Source organism: Arthrobacter sp. D5-1, assembly GCF_017357425.1.
Taxonomy (GTDB): domain Bacteria; phylum Actinomycetota; class Actinomycetes; order Actinomycetales; family Micrococcaceae; genus Arthrobacter.
In genome coordinates, this window is record NZ_CP014571.1 from 4017539 (window position 1) to 4033554 (window position 16016).

The 16016-nt window shown below is 62.6% G+C and carries 19 protein-coding genes; 7 read left to right on the top strand and 12 right to left on the bottom strand.

Annotated features, from left to right (window positions below; translation table 11 throughout):
* Positions 1-11: 11 nt before the first annotated feature.
* Entirely contained in the window at positions 12-611 is a 600-nt protein-coding gene (locus AYX22_RS18450) for a TetR family transcriptional regulator (protein ID WP_207594818.1), read from the top strand.
* On the opposite strand, the gene AYX22_RS18455 is transcribed toward AYX22_RS18450, so the two are convergent.
* From AYX22_RS18455 to AYX22_RS18465, 3 genes are read right to left on the bottom strand one after another with little or no spacing between them, the layout of a single operon-like run.
* Positions 608-1387, bottom strand: coding sequence for an alpha/beta hydrolase (locus AYX22_RS18455; RefSeq protein WP_207594820.1), 780 nt, complete (start codon positions 1385-1387; stop codon positions 608-610). The genes AYX22_RS18450 and AYX22_RS18455 overlap by 4 nt on opposite strands.
* A 54-nt stretch (positions 1388-1441) precedes the next feature.
* Positions 1442-1633: a helix-turn-helix transcriptional regulator gene (locus AYX22_RS18460; RefSeq protein WP_207594822.1), complete on the bottom strand. Its 192-nt coding sequence runs from the start codon at positions 1631-1633 to the stop codon at positions 1442-1444.
* Positions 1630-2067: a hypothetical protein gene (locus AYX22_RS18465; RefSeq protein ID WP_207594824.1), complete on the bottom strand. Its 438-nt coding sequence runs from the start codon at positions 2065-2067 to the stop codon at positions 1630-1632. Before AYX22_RS18465 ends, AYX22_RS18460 begins: the two co-directional genes overlap by 4 nt.
* Before the next feature lie 64 nt (positions 2068-2131).
* Here AYX22_RS18465 and AYX22_RS18470 point away from each other — a divergent pair, with 64 nt between their 5' ends.
* Positions 2132-2704, top strand: coding sequence for an MOSC domain-containing protein (locus AYX22_RS18470; RefSeq protein ID WP_207594826.1), 573 nt, complete (start codon positions 2132-2134; stop codon positions 2702-2704).
* Between the two features lie 72 nt (positions 2705-2776).
* A complete protein-coding gene (locus tag AYX22_RS18475; protein WP_207594828.1) occupies positions 2777-3478 on the top strand; it encodes a hypothetical protein in 702 nt (233 codons plus the stop codon).
* A 51-nt stretch (positions 3479-3529) separates the two neighbouring features.
* Here the strand turns inward: AYX22_RS18475 and AYX22_RS18480 are convergent, their stop codons facing one another.
* Positions 3530-5503: an ABC transporter ATP-binding protein gene (locus tag AYX22_RS18480; RefSeq protein ID WP_278251938.1), complete on the bottom strand. Its 1974-nt coding sequence runs from the start codon at positions 5501-5503 to the stop codon at positions 3530-3532.
* Positions 5500-7233, bottom strand: a complete 1734-nt coding sequence (locus tag AYX22_RS18485; protein WP_207594830.1) for an ABC transporter ATP-binding protein — start codon at positions 7231-7233, stop codon at positions 5500-5502. The genes AYX22_RS18480 and AYX22_RS18485 overlap by 4 nt, the downstream gene beginning before the upstream one ends.
* Before the next feature lie 155 nt (positions 7234-7388).
* Between AYX22_RS18485 and AYX22_RS18490 the strand changes: the two genes are divergently transcribed.
* Entirely contained in the window at positions 7389-7874 is a 486-nt protein-coding gene (locus AYX22_RS18490; protein ID WP_207594832.1) for a PASTA domain-containing protein, read from the top strand.
* Between the two features lie 27 nt (positions 7875-7901).
* On the opposite strand, the gene AYX22_RS18495 is transcribed toward AYX22_RS18490, so the two are convergent.
* Positions 7902-8579: an NAD(P)H-dependent oxidoreductase gene (locus AYX22_RS18495; RefSeq protein ID WP_207594834.1), complete on the bottom strand. Its 678-nt coding sequence runs from the start codon at positions 8577-8579 to the stop codon at positions 7902-7904.
* A gap of 123 nt (positions 8580-8702) precedes the next feature.
* On the opposite strand from AYX22_RS18495, the gene AYX22_RS18500 reads away from it, so the two are divergent.
* Together AYX22_RS18500 and AYX22_RS18505 are read left to right on the top strand one after the other, a co-directional pair.
* Complete coding sequence (locus AYX22_RS18500; protein ID WP_207594835.1) at positions 8703-9119, top strand: helix-turn-helix domain-containing protein; 417 nt, start codon at positions 8703-8705, stop codon at positions 9117-9119.
* Between the two features lie 43 nt (positions 9120-9162).
* On the top strand, positions 9163-9999 hold the full coding sequence (locus tag AYX22_RS18505; protein ID WP_207594838.1) for an alpha/beta hydrolase: 837 nt from the start codon (positions 9163-9165) through the stop codon (positions 9997-9999).
* Positions 10000-10003: 4 nt separating this feature from the next.
* Here the strand turns inward: AYX22_RS18505 and AYX22_RS18510 are convergent, their stop codons facing one another.
* From AYX22_RS18510 to AYX22_RS18535, 6 genes are all read right to left on the bottom strand, one after another.
* Positions 10004-11527, bottom strand: a complete 1524-nt coding sequence (locus tag AYX22_RS18510) for a CYTH and CHAD domain-containing protein (RefSeq protein WP_207594840.1) — start codon at positions 11525-11527, stop codon at positions 10004-10006.
* Positions 11528-11653: 126 nt separating this feature from the next.
* Entirely contained in the window at positions 11654-12148 is a 495-nt protein-coding gene (locus tag AYX22_RS18515) for an SRPBCC family protein (protein WP_207594842.1), read from the bottom strand.
* A gap of 114 nt (positions 12149-12262) precedes the next feature.
* Positions 12263-12616, bottom strand: coding sequence for a hypothetical protein (locus tag AYX22_RS18520; RefSeq protein WP_198318271.1), 354 nt, complete (start codon positions 12614-12616; stop codon positions 12263-12265).
* A gap of 476 nt (positions 12617-13092) precedes the next feature.
* Positions 13093-13356 carry a hypothetical protein gene (locus AYX22_RS18525; RefSeq protein WP_207594844.1) on the bottom strand — a complete coding sequence of 88 codons (264 nt, stop codon included), beginning with the start codon at positions 13354-13356 and terminating at the stop codon, positions 13093-13095.
* A complete protein-coding gene (locus AYX22_RS18530) occupies positions 13353-13511 on the bottom strand; it encodes a hypothetical protein (protein WP_198318272.1) in 159 nt (52 codons plus the stop codon). The genes AYX22_RS18525 and AYX22_RS18530 overlap by 4 nt, the downstream gene beginning before the upstream one ends.
* A 229-nt stretch (positions 13512-13740) precedes the next feature.
* A complete protein-coding gene (locus AYX22_RS18535; protein ID WP_207594846.1) occupies positions 13741-14505 on the bottom strand; it encodes an IclR family transcriptional regulator in 765 nt (254 codons plus the stop codon).
* Between the two features lie 113 nt (positions 14506-14618).
* Here AYX22_RS18535 and AYX22_RS18540 point away from each other — a divergent pair, with 113 nt between their 5' ends.
* Positions 14619-15998: an SLC13 family permease gene (locus AYX22_RS18540; protein WP_207594848.1), complete on the top strand. Its 1380-nt coding sequence runs from the start codon at positions 14619-14621 to the stop codon at positions 15996-15998.
* Positions 15999-16016 lie beyond the last annotated feature (18 nt).

Below are 16016 nucleotides of genomic sequence, written 5' to 3' on the forward strand. Positions count from 1 at the left end.
ATACTGGAGGGATGATTTCGGAAGATGCCAAACCGGCACGCGCCAGCGGTCGCCCCGCCACCATCGACGCCGACGCCGTGGCCGGACTCGCCTTGGACCTGTTCGCCGAGCACGGGTATGAGAACACCTCCATGGAAGACATCGCCCGCGCTGCCGGTATCGGCCGCAAGAGCCTCTACCGTTACTTCGCCAGCAAGGCGGACCTGGTCTGGGGTGGCACCGAACCCGTGGTCGAAGCGTCAACGCTCGCCTTCGGATCGTTCCACCAGCACGGAAAGCCCGACGGCGATGTGCTGGCCGGGCTGCGTGAGGCGGCGGCCGCCGGGGTCGGGGTCATTCCCGATCTGGCCGTGACCCGCGGACGGCTCCGGTTGATCGCCGAGCACGCCGAACTGACCAGCCGCAGCTACGAGTCCCTGGCACCACAGCGCGAAAGGACGCTCGCCTTCCTTGTGGAGAACGGTCTTTCCGACTCCGCGGCACGCTACTTGAGCGCCGCGTACCTTGCCACCACCTTTGAGGCATGGATGCAATGGGCGGCGGGGTCAGATCCGGATCCGATCCCGTACCTTGTGGCAGCGCTCGAGGTATTGAGGGTTCCTGCGCGTTAGCTGGCCTTTCGGGCGATAAATTGCCGGATCCAGTCAACCGTCTCCGGGTGATCCAGATGAAGGCCGTGTCCAGCTCCGGGGACACGCACCAGTACCGAGCCGCGAATGTGCTCGCGAAGCAGGAGTGCATTGGGCAAGGGGGTCAACGCATCCCTGGTGCCGTGAAGGATCAGGGTGGGGGCTTGGATGGCATTGAGACTGCTCCAGGCATCATGCTCGCGGCTGGCCCTGAAGTGCCGGGCTTTAGCCCACGCCGATGAGCGGGAATTGAAGAATGTGTGGGTCGCTTCGGGATGTGCGCGGACCCACTCAGCCTCGAAGAAGAGCTCTTCCAATCGGGACATGTCCCCACTGACCAAGGCTTCCAGGGCAGCCTTTTTCGGCTGGGCGCTGGCATCCGGCCAAATGCCACCGCTCGTGGCTGCGAGGATCAGCGTACGAACTTTCTGGGGGTGATCAATGGCCAGCCATTGGCCAATACGCCCGCCCATCGAGTGGCCGTACACATGTGCTGAATCCGCGCCGGCGGCTTTGAGGACCACAGCAGCATCTTCGGCAAGCAGCCTCGTGGTGTAGCGCTCAGCGTCGCCCTTCCCGCTCCGCCCAATCCCGCGGTGATCGAAGCTGATGACACGGTAAGAGCGGGACAGAAGCTCCGCCGTCGGGCCCCAGCCATCCATGGAGGTTGCCTGTCCGGCGATCAACAGCATTGGCTCGCCTTCGCCTTTTGACGCCCAGGCGAGTTCGGTGCCGTCGGCAGCCTCAGCAAAGTTCACCGTGCCACAGTATCCGGGAGGCGGCCAAAGCGCTGCGGCGTAGGCCACAGCGCTTTAATCGGTAGTGAAAATGTCCTCGATGGCGCAGTCGAACGTCCTGGCAATGAGGAACGCCAAGGGCAGCGAGGGGTCAAACTTTTCCCGCTCGATGGAAATGACCGTCTGCCTGGACACCCCCAGGGCAGCAGCGAGGTCAGCTTGTGTCCATCGTCGCCCGGCCCGGCGCTCCGCGATGTTGTTCTTCACTTCAGCGCACGGTGCCGAACGGCAAGGTAGCGCAGGCCGGCATCCAAGGCGCTCAGCGCCACAAGCCCGAGCAAGACCGGGAGTGCTTCGATCTGAAACCGGCCAACCGCCAGGACCACGGCAGCAACGATGGTGGCAACCAGCACGTCGAGGAACGCTCCGGCACCGGCCTGCCGCATCCACTGGAGCTCCACACTCTGCTCGCCATGCTGATCACGGGTGACGGTGTGGCGTGAAACGAAGACCCTGGTTCCGAGAGACATGGCTGGGTAGGCGGCACACAGGGCGCCGATCCCTGCCGCAGGCCAAAAGTCGCCCGGGTTTGACGCTCCCACCAACAGTGCGACCGCGATGGTCAGGATGGCGCCGAGGATGACAGCAAGGACGTAGTGATGGACCGGCGTCCGCCTTGATGTAAAGGAAGCTTTACTCATGAGGGAAGTAAAGCACCCTTTACTTTTAGAGGCAATACTTCCGTCAGGGGATTAGCGTTGAGGGATGACCACCGAGTACAGGTACGACGTCGAGGTGCTTCACCTTTTAGTGTCGCCGGCGCACGCCTACTTTGGCCGTGCCCGGGAGGGCGCCGCCGATGTCACCACCACTGACGCCGACCAAGCGGAACTGGTGACTGGCAAAGGAATTGTTGGCGACAGGTTCTTTGGCAAGGCAGCGCACATGGACGCTGCTGTGACGGTTTTTGCCGTAGAGGCTCTTGAATCGATCGCCGCGGAACTCGGAGCCGGTCCCCTCGATCCCCTGCTGACCCGACGGAACGTGATGGTGCGGGGAGTCGAGCTGGCTCCACTGCTTGGCCATGAGTTCACCCTTGAGTCCGGTGGAGATGTGGTGCGGTTGAAGGCCGGCCGCCCAGCCCACCCGTGTGCTTGGATGGACGAAATGCTCGCTCCAGGGGCCCACAAAGCGATGCGGGGGCGCGGCGGCGTCCGATGCCAGGTGGTTGCCGGCGGCTTGCTGCATCGAGGGCCGGCTGTCTTGGTCAGTCCGGTGCTCTTGGACCCCAACAAGGCAGGGGACGCCAACGTGCTGAGGCCCTCCAGATTGCCGTGATGCTCGTAGCTTGCCGTGCCCATGAAAGGCAGGAGCCTGTCATTCGCCGTAGCACCCGCATAGGGTGATCATGTGGAGACATTGAGCAGCAAGATCCAAGCCATTGCAGGGTTCGCGTTTGCTGAGGTATTCCGGGCGATCAAAGCAGCGCGACCGCACCGGCCGATCCATCCACAGGGCATCCGCTTGGTCGGAACCTTGGAAAGGGACACCGGTGCTCGCCTGCCGTCCGGCATCCCATGGTTGGACACCGCCGGCACCAGCGAGGTGGAGGCCCGGCTCTCGCGATCAATCGGGCTCCCGTATGCCCTCCCTGACATCATCGGGCTTGCAGTGCGCTTTACAGAGCAGGACAAACTGGCGGACACGCTCCTCGCCACGACTGGACCGACCGGCGTTGGCCGTTTCATTCTCCGGCTTCGACGGGACGCCGCATTGGCCGTTTTTTCGAGCATGATGCCGTACAAGTCAGAGACAGGACCTGTTCTGATAGCAGCACGAACCATCGACGGGCCAGCCAAGCTACCTATGGAACCTGGTACTTTCCGTTCGATCCTTGGTAACGAATCCTGGACACTGGAACTGCATCACGCCACCCCTCTCGGTGCGTGGACCAGGTGGGGAACCCTGACGCTCACGCTTGCCGACGGTTTGGGCGAAGACACCACAGAGCGATTTGATCCGGTCCTCAATCCCCTGCCCACAGCCGGTACCTACGACTGGACGAGGCGACTCCGCGAACCTTCCTACGCTGTGGCCCGCCGGCGCGGGTAGGACCGTTGTTTCCTCCAATGTCCCTGTTGGCGAACAACCAAGCCGCCGCACTTAGGGCTCAAAAGCCACCGGAGCCGCGAACTGCGCCTCGTACAGCCGGGAGTAAGCCCCACCCGCAGCCAGCAGCTCCGAGTGGGTCCCCTGCTCCACGATCTGCCCGGCTTCCATCACCAGAATGAGGTCGGCGTCGCGGATGGTGGAGAGCCGATGGGCGATCACAAAGCTGGTCCGGTCCGAGCGCAGGGCGTTCATGGCTTTCTGCACCAATACCTCGGTCCGGGTATCCACAGAGCTGGTGGCCTCGTCCAGAATCAGTACGGACGGATGGGACAGGAACGCCCGGGCGATGGTCAGCAGTTGCTTCTCACCAGCCGAAACGTTGCCGCCTTCGTCGTCCAACAAGGTGTCGTAGCCTTCGGGCAGGGACCGCACGAACCGGTCCACATACGTTGCCTGCGCGGCTTCAATAATCTCGTCCTCGGAAGCAGAAGGCCGTCCGTAGGCAATGTTGTCGCGGATGGTCCCACCAAAAAGCCACGTGTCCTGGAGGACCATGCCCATCCGCGAGCGCAACTCGTGCCGCGGGATCGAGGCGACATCCACGCCGTCGAGCGTTATCCGTCCTGAGTCCAACTCGTAGAAGCGCATCATCAAGTTCACCAAGGTGGTCTTGCCCGCGCCCGTAGGCCCTACAATCGCGATGCTCTGCCCCGGCTCAGCCACCAAACTGAGGTCCGTGATCAGGGGCTTGTCGGGCGAGTAGCGGAAGGATACGTTCTCGAACACCAGCCGTCCGCGCGCCGGACCGGACTGTGGAACAGGATCAGGTTCGGCTGACTCTTCCTCCTCATCGAGCAGATCGAAAACGCGCTCCGCGGAGGCAACACCGGATTGCAGCATGTTGGCCATGGATCCGAGCTGCGCCAACGGCATGGTGAACTGCCGCGAGTACTGGATAAAAGCCTGCACATCACCCAACTGCATGGAACCGGAGGCCACCTGCAGGCCGCCCACCACGGCAATCCCCACGTAGACCAGGTTGCCGATGAACGTCATGGCCGGCATGATCAGCCCGCTCACGAACTGCGCCCCGAAGCTCGCCTGGTACAGCTCGCTGTTCTTCGCGCGGAACTTCTCCTGCACCTCGTTCTGCCGTCCGAACACCTTCACCAGTGCATGCCCGGTGTAGCTTTCCTCGATCTGGCCGTTGAGTTCGCCGGTGTTCTTCCACTGCGCCACGAACAGCTTCTGCGAGCGCTTGGCAATCAGGAGCGTTGTTCCGAGGGTGAGCGGGATGGTCACCAGCGCAATCAAAGCAAGCAGCGGCGAGAGCAGGAACATCATCACCAAAACACCCAGCACCGTCAGGAGGGAGGACACCACCTGGCTGATGGATTGCTGGAGGCTTTGGGAGATATTGTCGACGTCGTTGGTCACCCTGCTCAGCAGCTCACCGCGTTGGATGGAGTCGAAATAGCGCAGGGGCAGCCGGTGGATTTTCGCTTCGATCCGCTCGCGGAGTCGGTAAACGGTCCGCTGCACGACGCCGTTGAGAACGTACGCCTGCATCCACCCGAACGCTGAGGCCAGGACATACAACGCCAGCGCCCACAGCAGGACAGAGGCCAGCGCTGGGAAGTCGATTCCGACGCCGGGCGTCAGGGTCATGGCGCCGAGCATGTCCGCCTTGCTGTCATCACCCGCAGCGCGCAGCCCCGCAATGACGTCGGCTTTGGAGACACCTGCGGGCAACTGTTGGGAGACGACACCGGCGAAGATCAGGTTGGTGCCTTCGCCGAGCAGCCTGGGTCCGATCACAGACAACGCAACACTGACCACGGCGAACACCAGCACCAGGATCAGCCAGAACCGCTCCGGCCTCAGCGTCCCCAGCAAACGCCGGGCTGAGCCAGAGAAGTTGGACGCCTTCTCAGCAGGGATGTTCATCCCCGCGAACGGCCCACCTCGACCAGGACCCATCGCCGGCCTTTGGGGACCGCGCGGCCCGGCTGATACAGCGCTCATGCCGCCTCCTCCGCCGCGAGCTGGGAGGACACGATTTCCTTGTACGTTTCGGACGTCTCCAACAATTCTTCGTGCGTTCCGCGCCCAACGATCCTGCCGTCATCGAGCACCAGGATCTGGTCCGCGTCGGCGATGCTGGAGACCCGCTGGGCGACGATCACCAGCGTGGCGCCGTTGGTGTGGCGCTTGAGGGCCTGCCGGAGCCGGGCATCGGTGGCGGTGTCCAGGGAGGAGAAGGAATCGTCAAAGATGTAGAGCTCCGGCCGCTTCACCAGGGCCCGGGCGATTGCGAGCCTCTGCCGCTGCCCGCCGGAGACGTTGGTGCCACCCTGAGAGATGGCAGCATCCAGGCCACCTTCCATGTCCTCCACAAAGTCCCGGGCCTGGGCAACGGAGAGCGCCTGCCACAGCTCCTCCTCGGTGGCATCGGGCTTGCCGTACTGGAGGTTGCTGCGGACCGTCCCGGAGAACAGGTAAGGCCGCTGCGGTACCAGCCCGATGTGGCCCCACAGCAGGTCAGGATGGAGTTCACGGACGTCCACGCCGTCCATCAGAACGAACCCGCTGGTGGCGTCGAAGAGACGTGGCATCAGGTTCACCAGCGTGGTTTTCCCAGCACCCGTGCTGCCGATGATCGCTGTTGTCTGCCCGGCCAAGGCTGTAAACGTGACCCCGCCCAGCACTGGCTGCTCGGCACCCGGGTAGGCGAATCCGACGTCGCGCATTTCCAACTCGCCGCGGCGGATGCCGCCGATGACGGGGTTCGACGGCGGCTGGACACTTGAGTCGGTCTCCAGCACCTCGCCGATCCGGTCGGCGGAGACGGACGCACGCGGGATCATCACAGCCATGAACGTGGCCATCATGACCGACATAAGAATCTGCATCAGGTAGCTCAGGAACGCAATCAGCGTGCCCACCTGCATGGAACCGTCCTCGATCCTGAAGGACCCGAACCAGATCACCGCCACGGACGAAACATTCATGACCAACATGACCACCGGGAACATGAGTGCCATCAAACGCCCGGCCCGCAGCGCGACGTCAGTGACGTCGTCGTTCGCTTTACCGAACCTGGCGGTTTCCAAGTCTTCGCGGACGAACGCCCGCACCACACGGATACCGGTGAGCTGCTCGCGGAGGACACGGTTCACGGCGTCGATCCGGACCTGCATCTTGCGGAACAACGGCACCATCCGGGTCACAATCAACCCAACAGCCAGCAACAGCACCGGCACGCTCACTGCGATCAGCCAGGACAGCTGGGCGTCCTGGCGCACGGCCATGATCACTCCGCCAATGCTCAGCATGGGCGCCGCGACCATCAGCGTGCAGGACATCAAGACCAATTGCTGCACCTGTTGGACGTCGTTGGTGGACCGCGTGATCAACGACGGCGCCCCGAACCTGGTGACCTCCTGCTCAGAGAACTCCCCCACCCTGCTGAAAACCGCGTCGCGGAGGTCACGGCCCATCCCCATGGCAGCCTTCGCGCCGAAGTAGACCGCAACCACGGCACACGCGATCTGCAGGAGGGTGATCAACAGCATCAGCCCGCCCATGCGCAGGATGTAGTCGGTATCCCCGGTGGCGACCCCGTTGTCGATGATGTCGGCGTTCAGCGTCGGAAGGTACAGGGATGCGATGGACTGGGCCAATTGGAAGACGACGACGGCGATCAGCAACCGCTGATGCGGCCGCAGGAAGCGAACAAGTACCTTCCACAGCATGGGATCTCCGAGCCAGGCGATGTGAACCGAAGGCCAGTTTACGTCTGGTTGCTGCGGGCAACTAGAGAAATAGCGCTAAAGTTACCGCTGGTATTGCACCACGTGGGGTTGGCAAACCATGAGCCGGCCAGCGGACTATTTTGGGGGTATGACATATGAAGAAGACCGCAGCATTGGCGCTGGCATTGGTGATCGGCGCAGCGCTGGCAGGATGCTCCGGCGGTACGTCGGAAGCCACGCAGGCCAAACCCTCTGAAACCGCGGCCTCCAGCCCTGCAACGAACCTCACCACCGTTCCGGACATCGCAGGGAAGCCATTCGCCGATGCCAAAGCTGCTTTGGCATCGGCCGGGCTGACCATCTCGATCGTGGGACCTGATGGAACTCCTTGGACCACGCTCGAGCCGGGTCAGCAAGTAGCAGCCGTATCGACGGACCCTTCAGCAGGCTCCGAGACGGACGCCAAGACGATCAAAATGGTTGTCGATAAGACTGAAGTGGATCAGCAGATCATGAACGACGCCATCGCTGCAGCTGAGGGTGCCGTGGGCTCCGCCAATACTGCGGCCTCGGAAGCAGCAGCTGCGGCTGAAGCGGCTGCCGCTGCGGCCGCTTCAGCCGCAGCGAACTCCGGGAAGTAACCTGCCTGACGGGGTCGTCGTCGTTTCCTAGTCGTTCGCCAGCTGCAGCTTTGCCGCAGCACCGAGCTTGCCCGCGAACAGGAGCGCGGCGTCGGTGAGTTCATTCTCGGCAACACGGCGGGTTCCCTCTACGTCTGCGTTGAGGACGGTGGGTGCGAAGCGAACGTGCGTGGCATCCGCAATGCCCACAAAGCTCAGCCAATCGGCAAAGTAGGTGCTGCCGAAATCGGAGCCGAAAGCCGGCGAAACCCCGGGAGAATAGACCCCGCTGGTGTGGATGGCCAGCGCATGCTTGCCCTCCATGAGGCCGGTGTAGCCCGTTTCGGCGTCGAACCCGAAGCTCCACCCGGGTTGGGTGACGATGTCGATCCATTGCTTCAGGGCGTAGGGCACACCGGAGTTCCACAACGGAATATTGAAAACGTACGCATCGGCCGAGGCGAACTGCTCAAATACGGCGCGGGCGGACTCCCACGCCGCAATTTGATCCGGAGTCTGGTCCTGGCCGGTGAAGACAGCCATCTTGGCAGCCGCAGCTGTCCGTCCGAAAGCCGGCAACGCGCCGTCGTCGAACAGGTTCAGGGTTTCCAGCTCGAACGTCTCCGAAGCCGCAGCCTGAACCGAGTCAATGAAATGGCGGGCCAACCGCAGCGAATCGCTGGCGGCATAACGGGGTGAGGCGTTGATGTGGAGGATGGAGGGCATGCTTTTCCTTTCAGGCAGGGGACCCTTTGGCCCCTCATCGATCCTCACCCGGGGGTGTCACGCAGCGTAAGAACGCACTTTATTGTGCCCAGGGCACCTCCACGTTCCTGCAATGATGAGGTCATGACACTCACGGCTGAACAGAACCGTCGGAAAGCGCAACACCACTACAACGCTTCCTTGGAACTCTGCCCGGCACGCCAATTGCTGGAGGCGATCAGCAGCAAATGGGTGACACTTGTCCTGCTCGCCTTGGAAGAAGGGCCGCAACGCCACAGTGAGCTGCGCCGACTGATCCCGGGGGCGAGCCAGAAAATGCTGACCTCCACACTCCGCTCCCTGGAGCGCGACGGCCTGATTGACCGGGAGGTCACCGCGTCGGTTCCGGTCCGAACGGATTATGAGCTCACTGCACGCGGCCGTTCGCTCCTCCCGATCATCTTCGACATGAAGGAGTGGGCGGAGGACAACATGGACGCCGTGGCGGCGGCGCGTCAACTCCACGACAGGGCCCGTGCCGGCGCACCAACAGAACAGTAGGCTGGAAACGTTCGTGTTGAACCGCATCGAAGGGACTTGAGTTTTGGCTTACATCACCGTCGGAAACGAAAACAGCACTGAGATTGAGCTTTACTACGAGGACCATGGGACCGGCCAGGCTGTGGTTTTGATCCACGGCTACCCGTTGGATGGTTCGTCCTGGGAGAAGCAGACCGCTGCCTTGCTCGAGGCCGGTTATCGCGTCATTACGTACGATCGCCGGGGTTTCGGAAAATCCAGCCAGCCCACTGAAGGCTATGACTACGACACCTTTGCCGCAGACCTCAAGACCGTCCTGGACACCTTGGACCTGAACGACGCCGTCCTGGTGGGCTTCTCCATGGGCACCGGCGAGGTGGCGCGCTACATCAGCACGTATGGCTCGGCCCGTGTTGCCAAGGCAGTCTTCCTCGGTTCGCTGGAACCCTTCCTCTTGAAGACCGATGACAACCCCGACGGCGTGCCGCAGGACGTGTTCGACGGCCTTGCCGCCGCCGTCACCGCAGACCGCTACGCGTTCTTCACCGACTTCTTCAAGAACTTTTACAACAGCGATACCTTCCTGGGCACGGACCGGCTCAGCCAGGAAGCCGTGGACGCCAGCTGGAATCTGGCCAGCAAGTCCGGGGCCTTTGCCTCGGTGGCCGCGCAGCCCACATGGCTCACGGATTTCCGGGCCGACATCCCCAAGATCGACGTCCCGGCCCTAATCGTCCACGGCACGGCTGACAACATCTTGCCCATCGACGTCACCGGACGGCGTTTCAAGGACGCACTGCCCAGCGCTGACTACTTGGAAATCGAGGGGGCACCGCACGGCCTGCTCTGGACGCACGGCGCCGAAATCAACGACGCGTTGCTGACGTTCCTCAAGAAGTAGGTTCCTATTTCTGGAGCCTGAGCTTCAGCGCCTTCTTGCTGTGACGAAGATATTGCTCTTCCGTGGCGTCGGCGGCACTGCGTTCCATGGCGTGCAGGAGGCCATAAGTAAACGCAGCGCTGCTGATGCCGGGCGCAGAACCCAGCTTCAGCAGCTCCGCGCGGGCCACCACGCTGTCCTGGTGGTCACCGAGGATCGTTTGGATTTTGTGGGCTGCATCCCCCAGCTTCACGGCCCGCTTGCCGTGGACACCTTCAACGGCCGCGGCGGCAAACCGCAGCTTCTTGGCGGCCTTCCGGACTTCGTGAAACGCTGTGTCACGCCGGGGCCCGACGGCGGCAGCCACCGCGGCGTCATGGCGTTTGCCGAGGTGCTTGGCGGCTTTGTTGACGAGCTTCGCCGTGGTTTTCCGGGCCTTCGCCTCCCCTTGCGGCGTTACCGGTGGGGCTTCGATGAACGCCTCGAGTGCGTCCAAGAACTTAAAATACCGGGGGCTGTTCAGGCGGTTCTTGACAGCTCCCATTGCGGTGTCCGCCCTGACAGCCATGCGCTGGTCCAGTTCGTCGTGCAGCGGGCCCAGTACGAGGTTCGACGGCAGCTCGTCAAGGTGCGTCCTCAAGCGTGCGTGCAGGACCTCCGTGTCACGGTACCGGCCCAAAGTCTTGGCCAACGACTTCAGCTCGCGCTCAAGTTCCTTCACCGGGGCAGGCTCAAAGAGCTGGCGGTATGAGTGCAAAACCGATCGGACACGGCGGATCACTGACCGCATTTGATGGACTGAGTCATCCCGTCCCAACCGCACGTGGGCATCCTGAAGCAGGAGGTCGGCCTCTTGGTCCTGGAGATAGGTGAGTACCGGGGCCATTGCCGAGCCCTTGTCATAGGCCTGGTTGCGGCCGTTTCCTTTGAGATCCGGCCATGAATCACCCACGGCAGTAGCCAGCTTGGAGGTTCGGTTGCTGGGCTTCGCTCCTGCGTCTGAGAGCTGTCCCACGAGGCTTTCCAGGAGCGCATCGTCGGCGCCGTCCTGCGCGGTCAGCTCGACTTCCCACTCCCGCCACTCCGACCCGCGGGGCTCACCAAGGGAAACCTGGGCCCGTACATAGTCGTCAACGAAGTCGGCCAAACGTTCGCCGCCGTGTCCGTACAGCGCGTAGCTGGTGCGTTCTGTGGTGAGTGTGGCCACTGCGGCCACTGCATGGCCCCGCGTGTAAGCGAGCACGCGATCCATGAGTTCCACCGGGACCGTGTCAGCGGTGCCCAGCGGTGCGTGAATCTCCGTCCGCTTCCCGGGACTAAGGGGCAGTTTGAGGTGCCAGCCGGCGTCGGGTCCACCGGTGCGGCGCCGCAACGTTATTCCGCGGGCAGCCAGGGCGAGGTGGCGGGTATCGAAGTAGATGGCCTCCAGGCTGTAACTTGCCGGTTTACCCACTGCCCCCACCCCGTCGATAGTGTGCAGTTCGGGCAGCGGAGTCGATGCGTCGGCATCGAACTTCCGCTCGGACTCCACGGTGCTGGACACTGCCATGGCTGTCAGGACTCCCTCTGCCGTTGATGGTGCGTACGCCGGAGGGCCGGCCCGTAACGGTGGCCGGCCCTCGTTGGAGCTATCTATTGGTGCTGTATCCAGTGTGAGCCAGTCCCGGGCTTCGCGCTAGGGACGGACTCCGGGCGTCTGCCCCGTATCATCCACATCGCCGCCGGATACCGTGCCGCGCCAGGCCCCGGTTTCATGCCCCTGCGCCTCAATGAACTTCTTGAACTTGTCCAAGTCGGCACCCACGCGCAGTTCATCGACGTGCAGCGCCGATCCCGCCTTTTCCGCGAGGCTTTCGGGCTCCCAATCGATCGCCACGGTCACTCGGGTGCGGGCCTCTGCGAGCGGTTCGAAGCTGACCGTGCCTGCATTGCGGGGTCCATCGACGCTTGCCCAACTGACAAGCGCGTCCGGGACCTGCTCAATGATTTGGGCGTTGTACTCGCGCTTCACGCCGCCCACGTTCGTCGCGAAATGGAGTGCTGTGTCATCGATCTGTTGCACCGACTCCACACCGTTCATGAACTCCGGGAAGGTCTCGAACTGCGTCCACTGGTTGTAGGCGACAGATACGGGGACATCTACATCGATTGACTTGTTGACCGTAGCCATAAGGTTGCTCCTTCGATCGCGTCTCGGGTGCTCGTGCTGTACTGCTGGTGGCGCGCCAGCCAGCTGGCTGCTTAACCAGTGGCGCGCCTGTCTAAAGCGCGCCAGCCAAAGCTCTTAGCCGGCGTCGAAACTTTCTTCGTCATCGTCGTTGGGCGACTCTTCCTCGGGAAGGTCGTTGCCACTGCCATCCGGCAGGCTGTCATCGTTGCCGTCGGGCACGGTGGACTGCTCGGCGTGGGCCTGCTCTTCGGTTCCTCCGAAGCGGCCGGCTCCGGGCTCGCCTGCACTGTCTGAATCCTCCGGATCCAGGTGGCTGAGGTTCGGCGCGCCGGTACCTTCTCCGAGGCCGGCCTCTTCGATGTCCTCTTCCACGCGGGGCTGTGCCTGGCCTCCGCCGGCTTCCTGCTCTGCCGTAGGAGTGCCGTAGCCTCCCACTTCCTCTTCCGGTGTGGCATTCTGCTTGTCCATATGACCTGTCCTTTCCCTGAGCGGTGGAACGTGTTGATGGAACACTTCGAACCTATAAGGGTACTTAGTGTCATGTCCATGTCGAGACCAAAATCGTCAGTAATCTTAGCAATTTGTTGACAAACGTTGTATGGTGCGGCCTCGCGTCATGTCAGGACGGCTGCGGCACCTCACACCCGCCCTGAGGGTCCAGGCCCGTGTAATTCAGGGGGCCGGCGACGATATTCAAAGCTATGGTTGCAAACTGCGAGCACTGCGCAGGCGGGGCGCTGAAATAACCCCGCTGGCCGGCCGCAATTGCGCCGATGACGAGCCAAACTACAACGATCAGCCCGATGATTGAACCGATGCGCATTTTCTTCCGCCAATCGCTAAACTGACGACTTTTCAGGAATTAGTGGCAAACACCCGCCAGGGGTCACCAAGAACGCGGCCGCGGACAGGAAACCTCCCCGCCCGCGGCCGCGCTGCTCCGATCAATCCGTAGGATTGGTTTCGGTGGTCAGACCACGGTTGTCCGTGGTTCCTTCGTCCTTCTCTTCTGCCGGCCCTGGCGGGTTGGCTGACTCGCTGGGGCCAGCATCGACGGCGTCGTCCGGACTTTCCGACGAGGCGTCACCTACAGGTACCTGCCCGCTGGATTCAGGCATCCCCGGATCCCTGGGAATGGGATGGCCGGGGGTGGTGGTTCCATCGCGGACCTGGGCAAAACCGGCAACTTCGCTTGGATCAGTTGTCATACGCGCGACCGGCCACGGCCAAGAACCCAGCCCAGAAGGGCCAGCACCAAGAGGATGATTCCAACCCACAGCAGGAAGCTGAGGGCTTGGTTGAATCCGCCCACGAGGAGCAGGATGATCGCGATTACGCCGGCGATTATTAAAAGTGTGTTCATTGAGCTACGCATCCCTTCAATAAATTTTGTCTATTCAGGAAGGCGTCCGCTGGTACCCCGATAAGGGGCGCCACCCATGCCAACGGGCACCGATCGAAGAAATAGTTCTCCATATCGCTTTAGTACCCTCCGGAATCGGGTTCAAACGAAACCAATACTCCAAAGAAGCACGTCCACAGCATCATGATAGGCGCGCTTTGAGTTGCGGCGAAGTATTTTGACAGGAAACTTAGTAGCCCTTGGCGGAGAACGCCCCCAAAGCCCTGCTGATCTCACGCGCGGTGCCGGTGGCCGCCTCACCGTATTCCTGGTATTTGGCGGGGACTATCCTGCTGGAAGGCCCCGAGATGGAGATGGATCCGGCAGCGACACCGCCCGGCCCCAGCAGCGGCACGCCGATGGAAGTGATCCCCGTACTGAGGCCTTGTTCGTTGATGGAGTACCCACGGGCACGTGTGTCCGCGATCATCTCGCGAAGCCGTGTGGGATCCACCACGGTCTGCGGCGTCAGCGCTTCCAGCGGGCCAGCCAGGTAATCGTCAACGAAGGCCTCGTCAGCAGCCGATAAGTAGGCCATTCCTGTAGAGGAGGCGTGCATCGGCAGGCGCGAACCCAGCGGGAGGAAAGCCCTCAGGACGTGCGGGGTGTCGAGTCGCTCGATGATGAGCATGTAGCCGCGGTCCGGGACCGCCAAGTGAACCGTTTCCGTCGTGTCCAGCTGCAGCGCGTTCAAGGGGCCCATTGCCGCGTCACGGATCACTGATCCGCTGCTGCCACGGCTTGCCACAGCGAAGGCATGGTTGGTCAAAACCCACTTGCCGGCCTGGACCTCGGACTGCGCCACCCAGCCCAGTTCGGCCAACGTCCTGAGCATACGGAGCACGGTGGCCTTGGGCACGTCCACCTCGCGGCTGAGCTCGGACAAGCCTGCGGGCTGGTTGTCCGAGACTGCTTCCAGCACCCTGATGGCCGTGACGACGCTTTGCGTGCTCATGCAACCCTCCCGCTTGACCGACTAACTCCAGTGCCCTACATTACAGGCGACTTCCCAAAATGAACCGATGGTTCATCCAGTGAACCGACGTAGTTTGATTGGAGAACGGGCTTATGGAATTACAGATACTGGCCCTCGCCATCTTTGTAGGCGTCTTCGTCCTGGCCACCCTGCGCAAAGTGCACATTGGAGTGCTCATGTTCGCAGCGGCCGCCGGCGTGGGTGTGTGGATGGCCGGGATGACCATCGAGAAGGTGGTGGCAGGCTTTCCCATCGGAATCCTTGTCCTGCTGGTTGGCGTGACCTATTTCTTTGCGATCGCGCAGGCCAACGGGACCATCGACCGCATCATCGAAATGGCCATCACCAAAGTGGGTGACCGCGCCTTCTTCCTTCCCTTGGCTTTCTTCGCCCTCACCATCGGCATCTCTGCCATGGGCTCACCCCTGGCCGGACTGGTCATGGCACCCATCGGAATGCCCCTGGCCAAGCGGTACGGCATCGACCGCATGCTCATGGGGTTGGCCATCGGATCGGGGCTCAGCGCGGGCGGATTCGCACCCACCAGCCTGTTCGGCATCGTCACCTACGGCACCGCGAGGGCAGCCGGAATCGATCTGGATCCCCTGGTCCTTTTTGGCGTGGCCCTGGGCACCAACATCCTGCTGCTGGGGGCCGCCTACGTGCTCTTCGGCGGTTTCAAGCTGCTCAACACCCGCACGGCTGACGGTTTCGGCACCAACCTGCCGCGCTTCAGCGCAAGCCGCCCGACGCCGTCGCACCCTTTTGAACGCGAAGGCACCATTGCACGGGGCAAGAAGGCCGCCGAACAGGCCGTTCAGGTCCTCGACGAACTGGCCCCCGCGCCGCAGCCTTCGCGGCTGGACCGCAACCAGATCATCACCGTGCTCTGCATGGCCGGATTGGTTGCCACCGTCATCCTGATGTCCGTCCTCGGCGCAAGCCCGGACATCGGTGTCCTGTGCTTCGCGTTCGCCTCGGTCCTCACGCTGTGCGACCCACAGTCCGGGAAATCGGCCGTAGCCAAAATCGACTGGTCCACCGTCCTGCTGGTAGGCGGGATCATCACGTTCGTCGGAGTGCTTCAGACCATGGGAGCCGTCGCGTTGCTCGGCGAAGCAGCCGGCGCCGTCGGGACTCCCTTGCTGGCCGCGCTGGTGATCTGCGCTATCGGTGCCCTCATTTCCGCCTTCGCCTCCACCACCGGGATGCTCGCTGCGCTGGTTCCGCTGGCACTCCCGCTGGTGGCCTCCGGGGACGTCGCCGGATGGGCGGTTATCGCCACCCTTGCCGTGTGTTCGTCCATTGTTGACGTCTCTCCGTTCTCTACCGTCGGCGCCACGTTCGTGGCCACCGTCGACGCCGATGAACGCCCCCGCATCACCAGGTTCCTCACCCGTTGGGGCTTGTCCATGGTGGTGGCCGGGCCGCTCTTGCTGGTTGGCGCCCTGGTGCTGCCCTCCAGCCTCTAAAACCGTCTCAAAGTTAGG

Bases quoted from the DNA above. Each gene is read 5' to 3' on its own strand.
- AYX22_RS18450 (WP_207594818.1), top strand. From the start codon at position 12: ATGATTTCGGAAGATGCCAAACCGGCACGCGCCAGCGGTCGCCCCGCC.
- AYX22_RS18465 (WP_207594824.1), bottom strand. From the start codon at position 2,067: ATGAGTAAAGCTTCCTTTACATCAAGGCGGACGCCGGTCCATCACTAC.
- AYX22_RS18470 (WP_207594826.1), top strand. From the start codon at position 2,132: ATGACCACCGAGTACAGGTACGACGTCGAGGTGCTTCACCTTTTAGTG.
- AYX22_RS18480 (WP_278251938.1), bottom strand. From the start codon at position 5,503: ATGAGCGCTGTATCAGCCGGGCCGCGCGGTCCCCAAAGGCCGGCGATG.
- AYX22_RS18485 (WP_207594830.1), bottom strand. From the start codon at position 7,233: ATGCTGTGGAAGGTACTTGTTCGCTTCCTGCGGCCGCATCAGCGGTTG.
- AYX22_RS18490 (WP_207594832.1), top strand. From the start codon at position 7,389: ATGAAGAAGACCGCAGCATTGGCGCTGGCATTGGTGATCGGCGCAGCG.
- AYX22_RS18495 (WP_207594834.1), bottom strand. From the start codon at position 8,579: ATGCCCTCCATCCTCCACATCAACGCCTCACCCCGTTATGCCGCCAGC.
- AYX22_RS18500 (WP_207594835.1), top strand. From the start codon at position 8,703: ATGACACTCACGGCTGAACAGAACCGTCGGAAAGCGCAACACCACTAC.
- AYX22_RS18510 (WP_207594840.1), bottom strand. From the start codon at position 11,527: ATGGCAGTGTCCAGCACCGTGGAGTCCGAGCGGAAGTTCGATGCCGAC.
- AYX22_RS18515 (WP_207594842.1), bottom strand. From the start codon at position 12,148: ATGGCTACGGTCAACAAGTCAATCGATGTAGATGTCCCCGTATCTGTC.
- AYX22_RS18520 (WP_198318271.1), bottom strand. From the start codon at position 12,616: ATGGACAAGCAGAATGCCACACCGGAAGAGGAAGTGGGAGGCTACGGC.
- AYX22_RS18525 (WP_207594844.1), bottom strand. From the start codon at position 13,356: ATGACAACTGATCCAAGCGAAGTTGCCGGTTTTGCCCAGGTCCGCGAT.
- AYX22_RS18530 (WP_198318272.1), bottom strand. From the start codon at position 13,511: ATGAACACACTTTTAATAATCGCCGGCGTAATCGCGATCATCCTGCTC.
- AYX22_RS18535 (WP_207594846.1), bottom strand. From the start codon at position 14,505: ATGAGCACGCAAAGCGTCGTCACGGCCATCAGGGTGCTGGAAGCAGTC.
- AYX22_RS18540 (WP_207594848.1), top strand. From the start codon at position 14,619: ATGGAATTACAGATACTGGCCCTCGCCATCTTTGTAGGCGTCTTCGTC.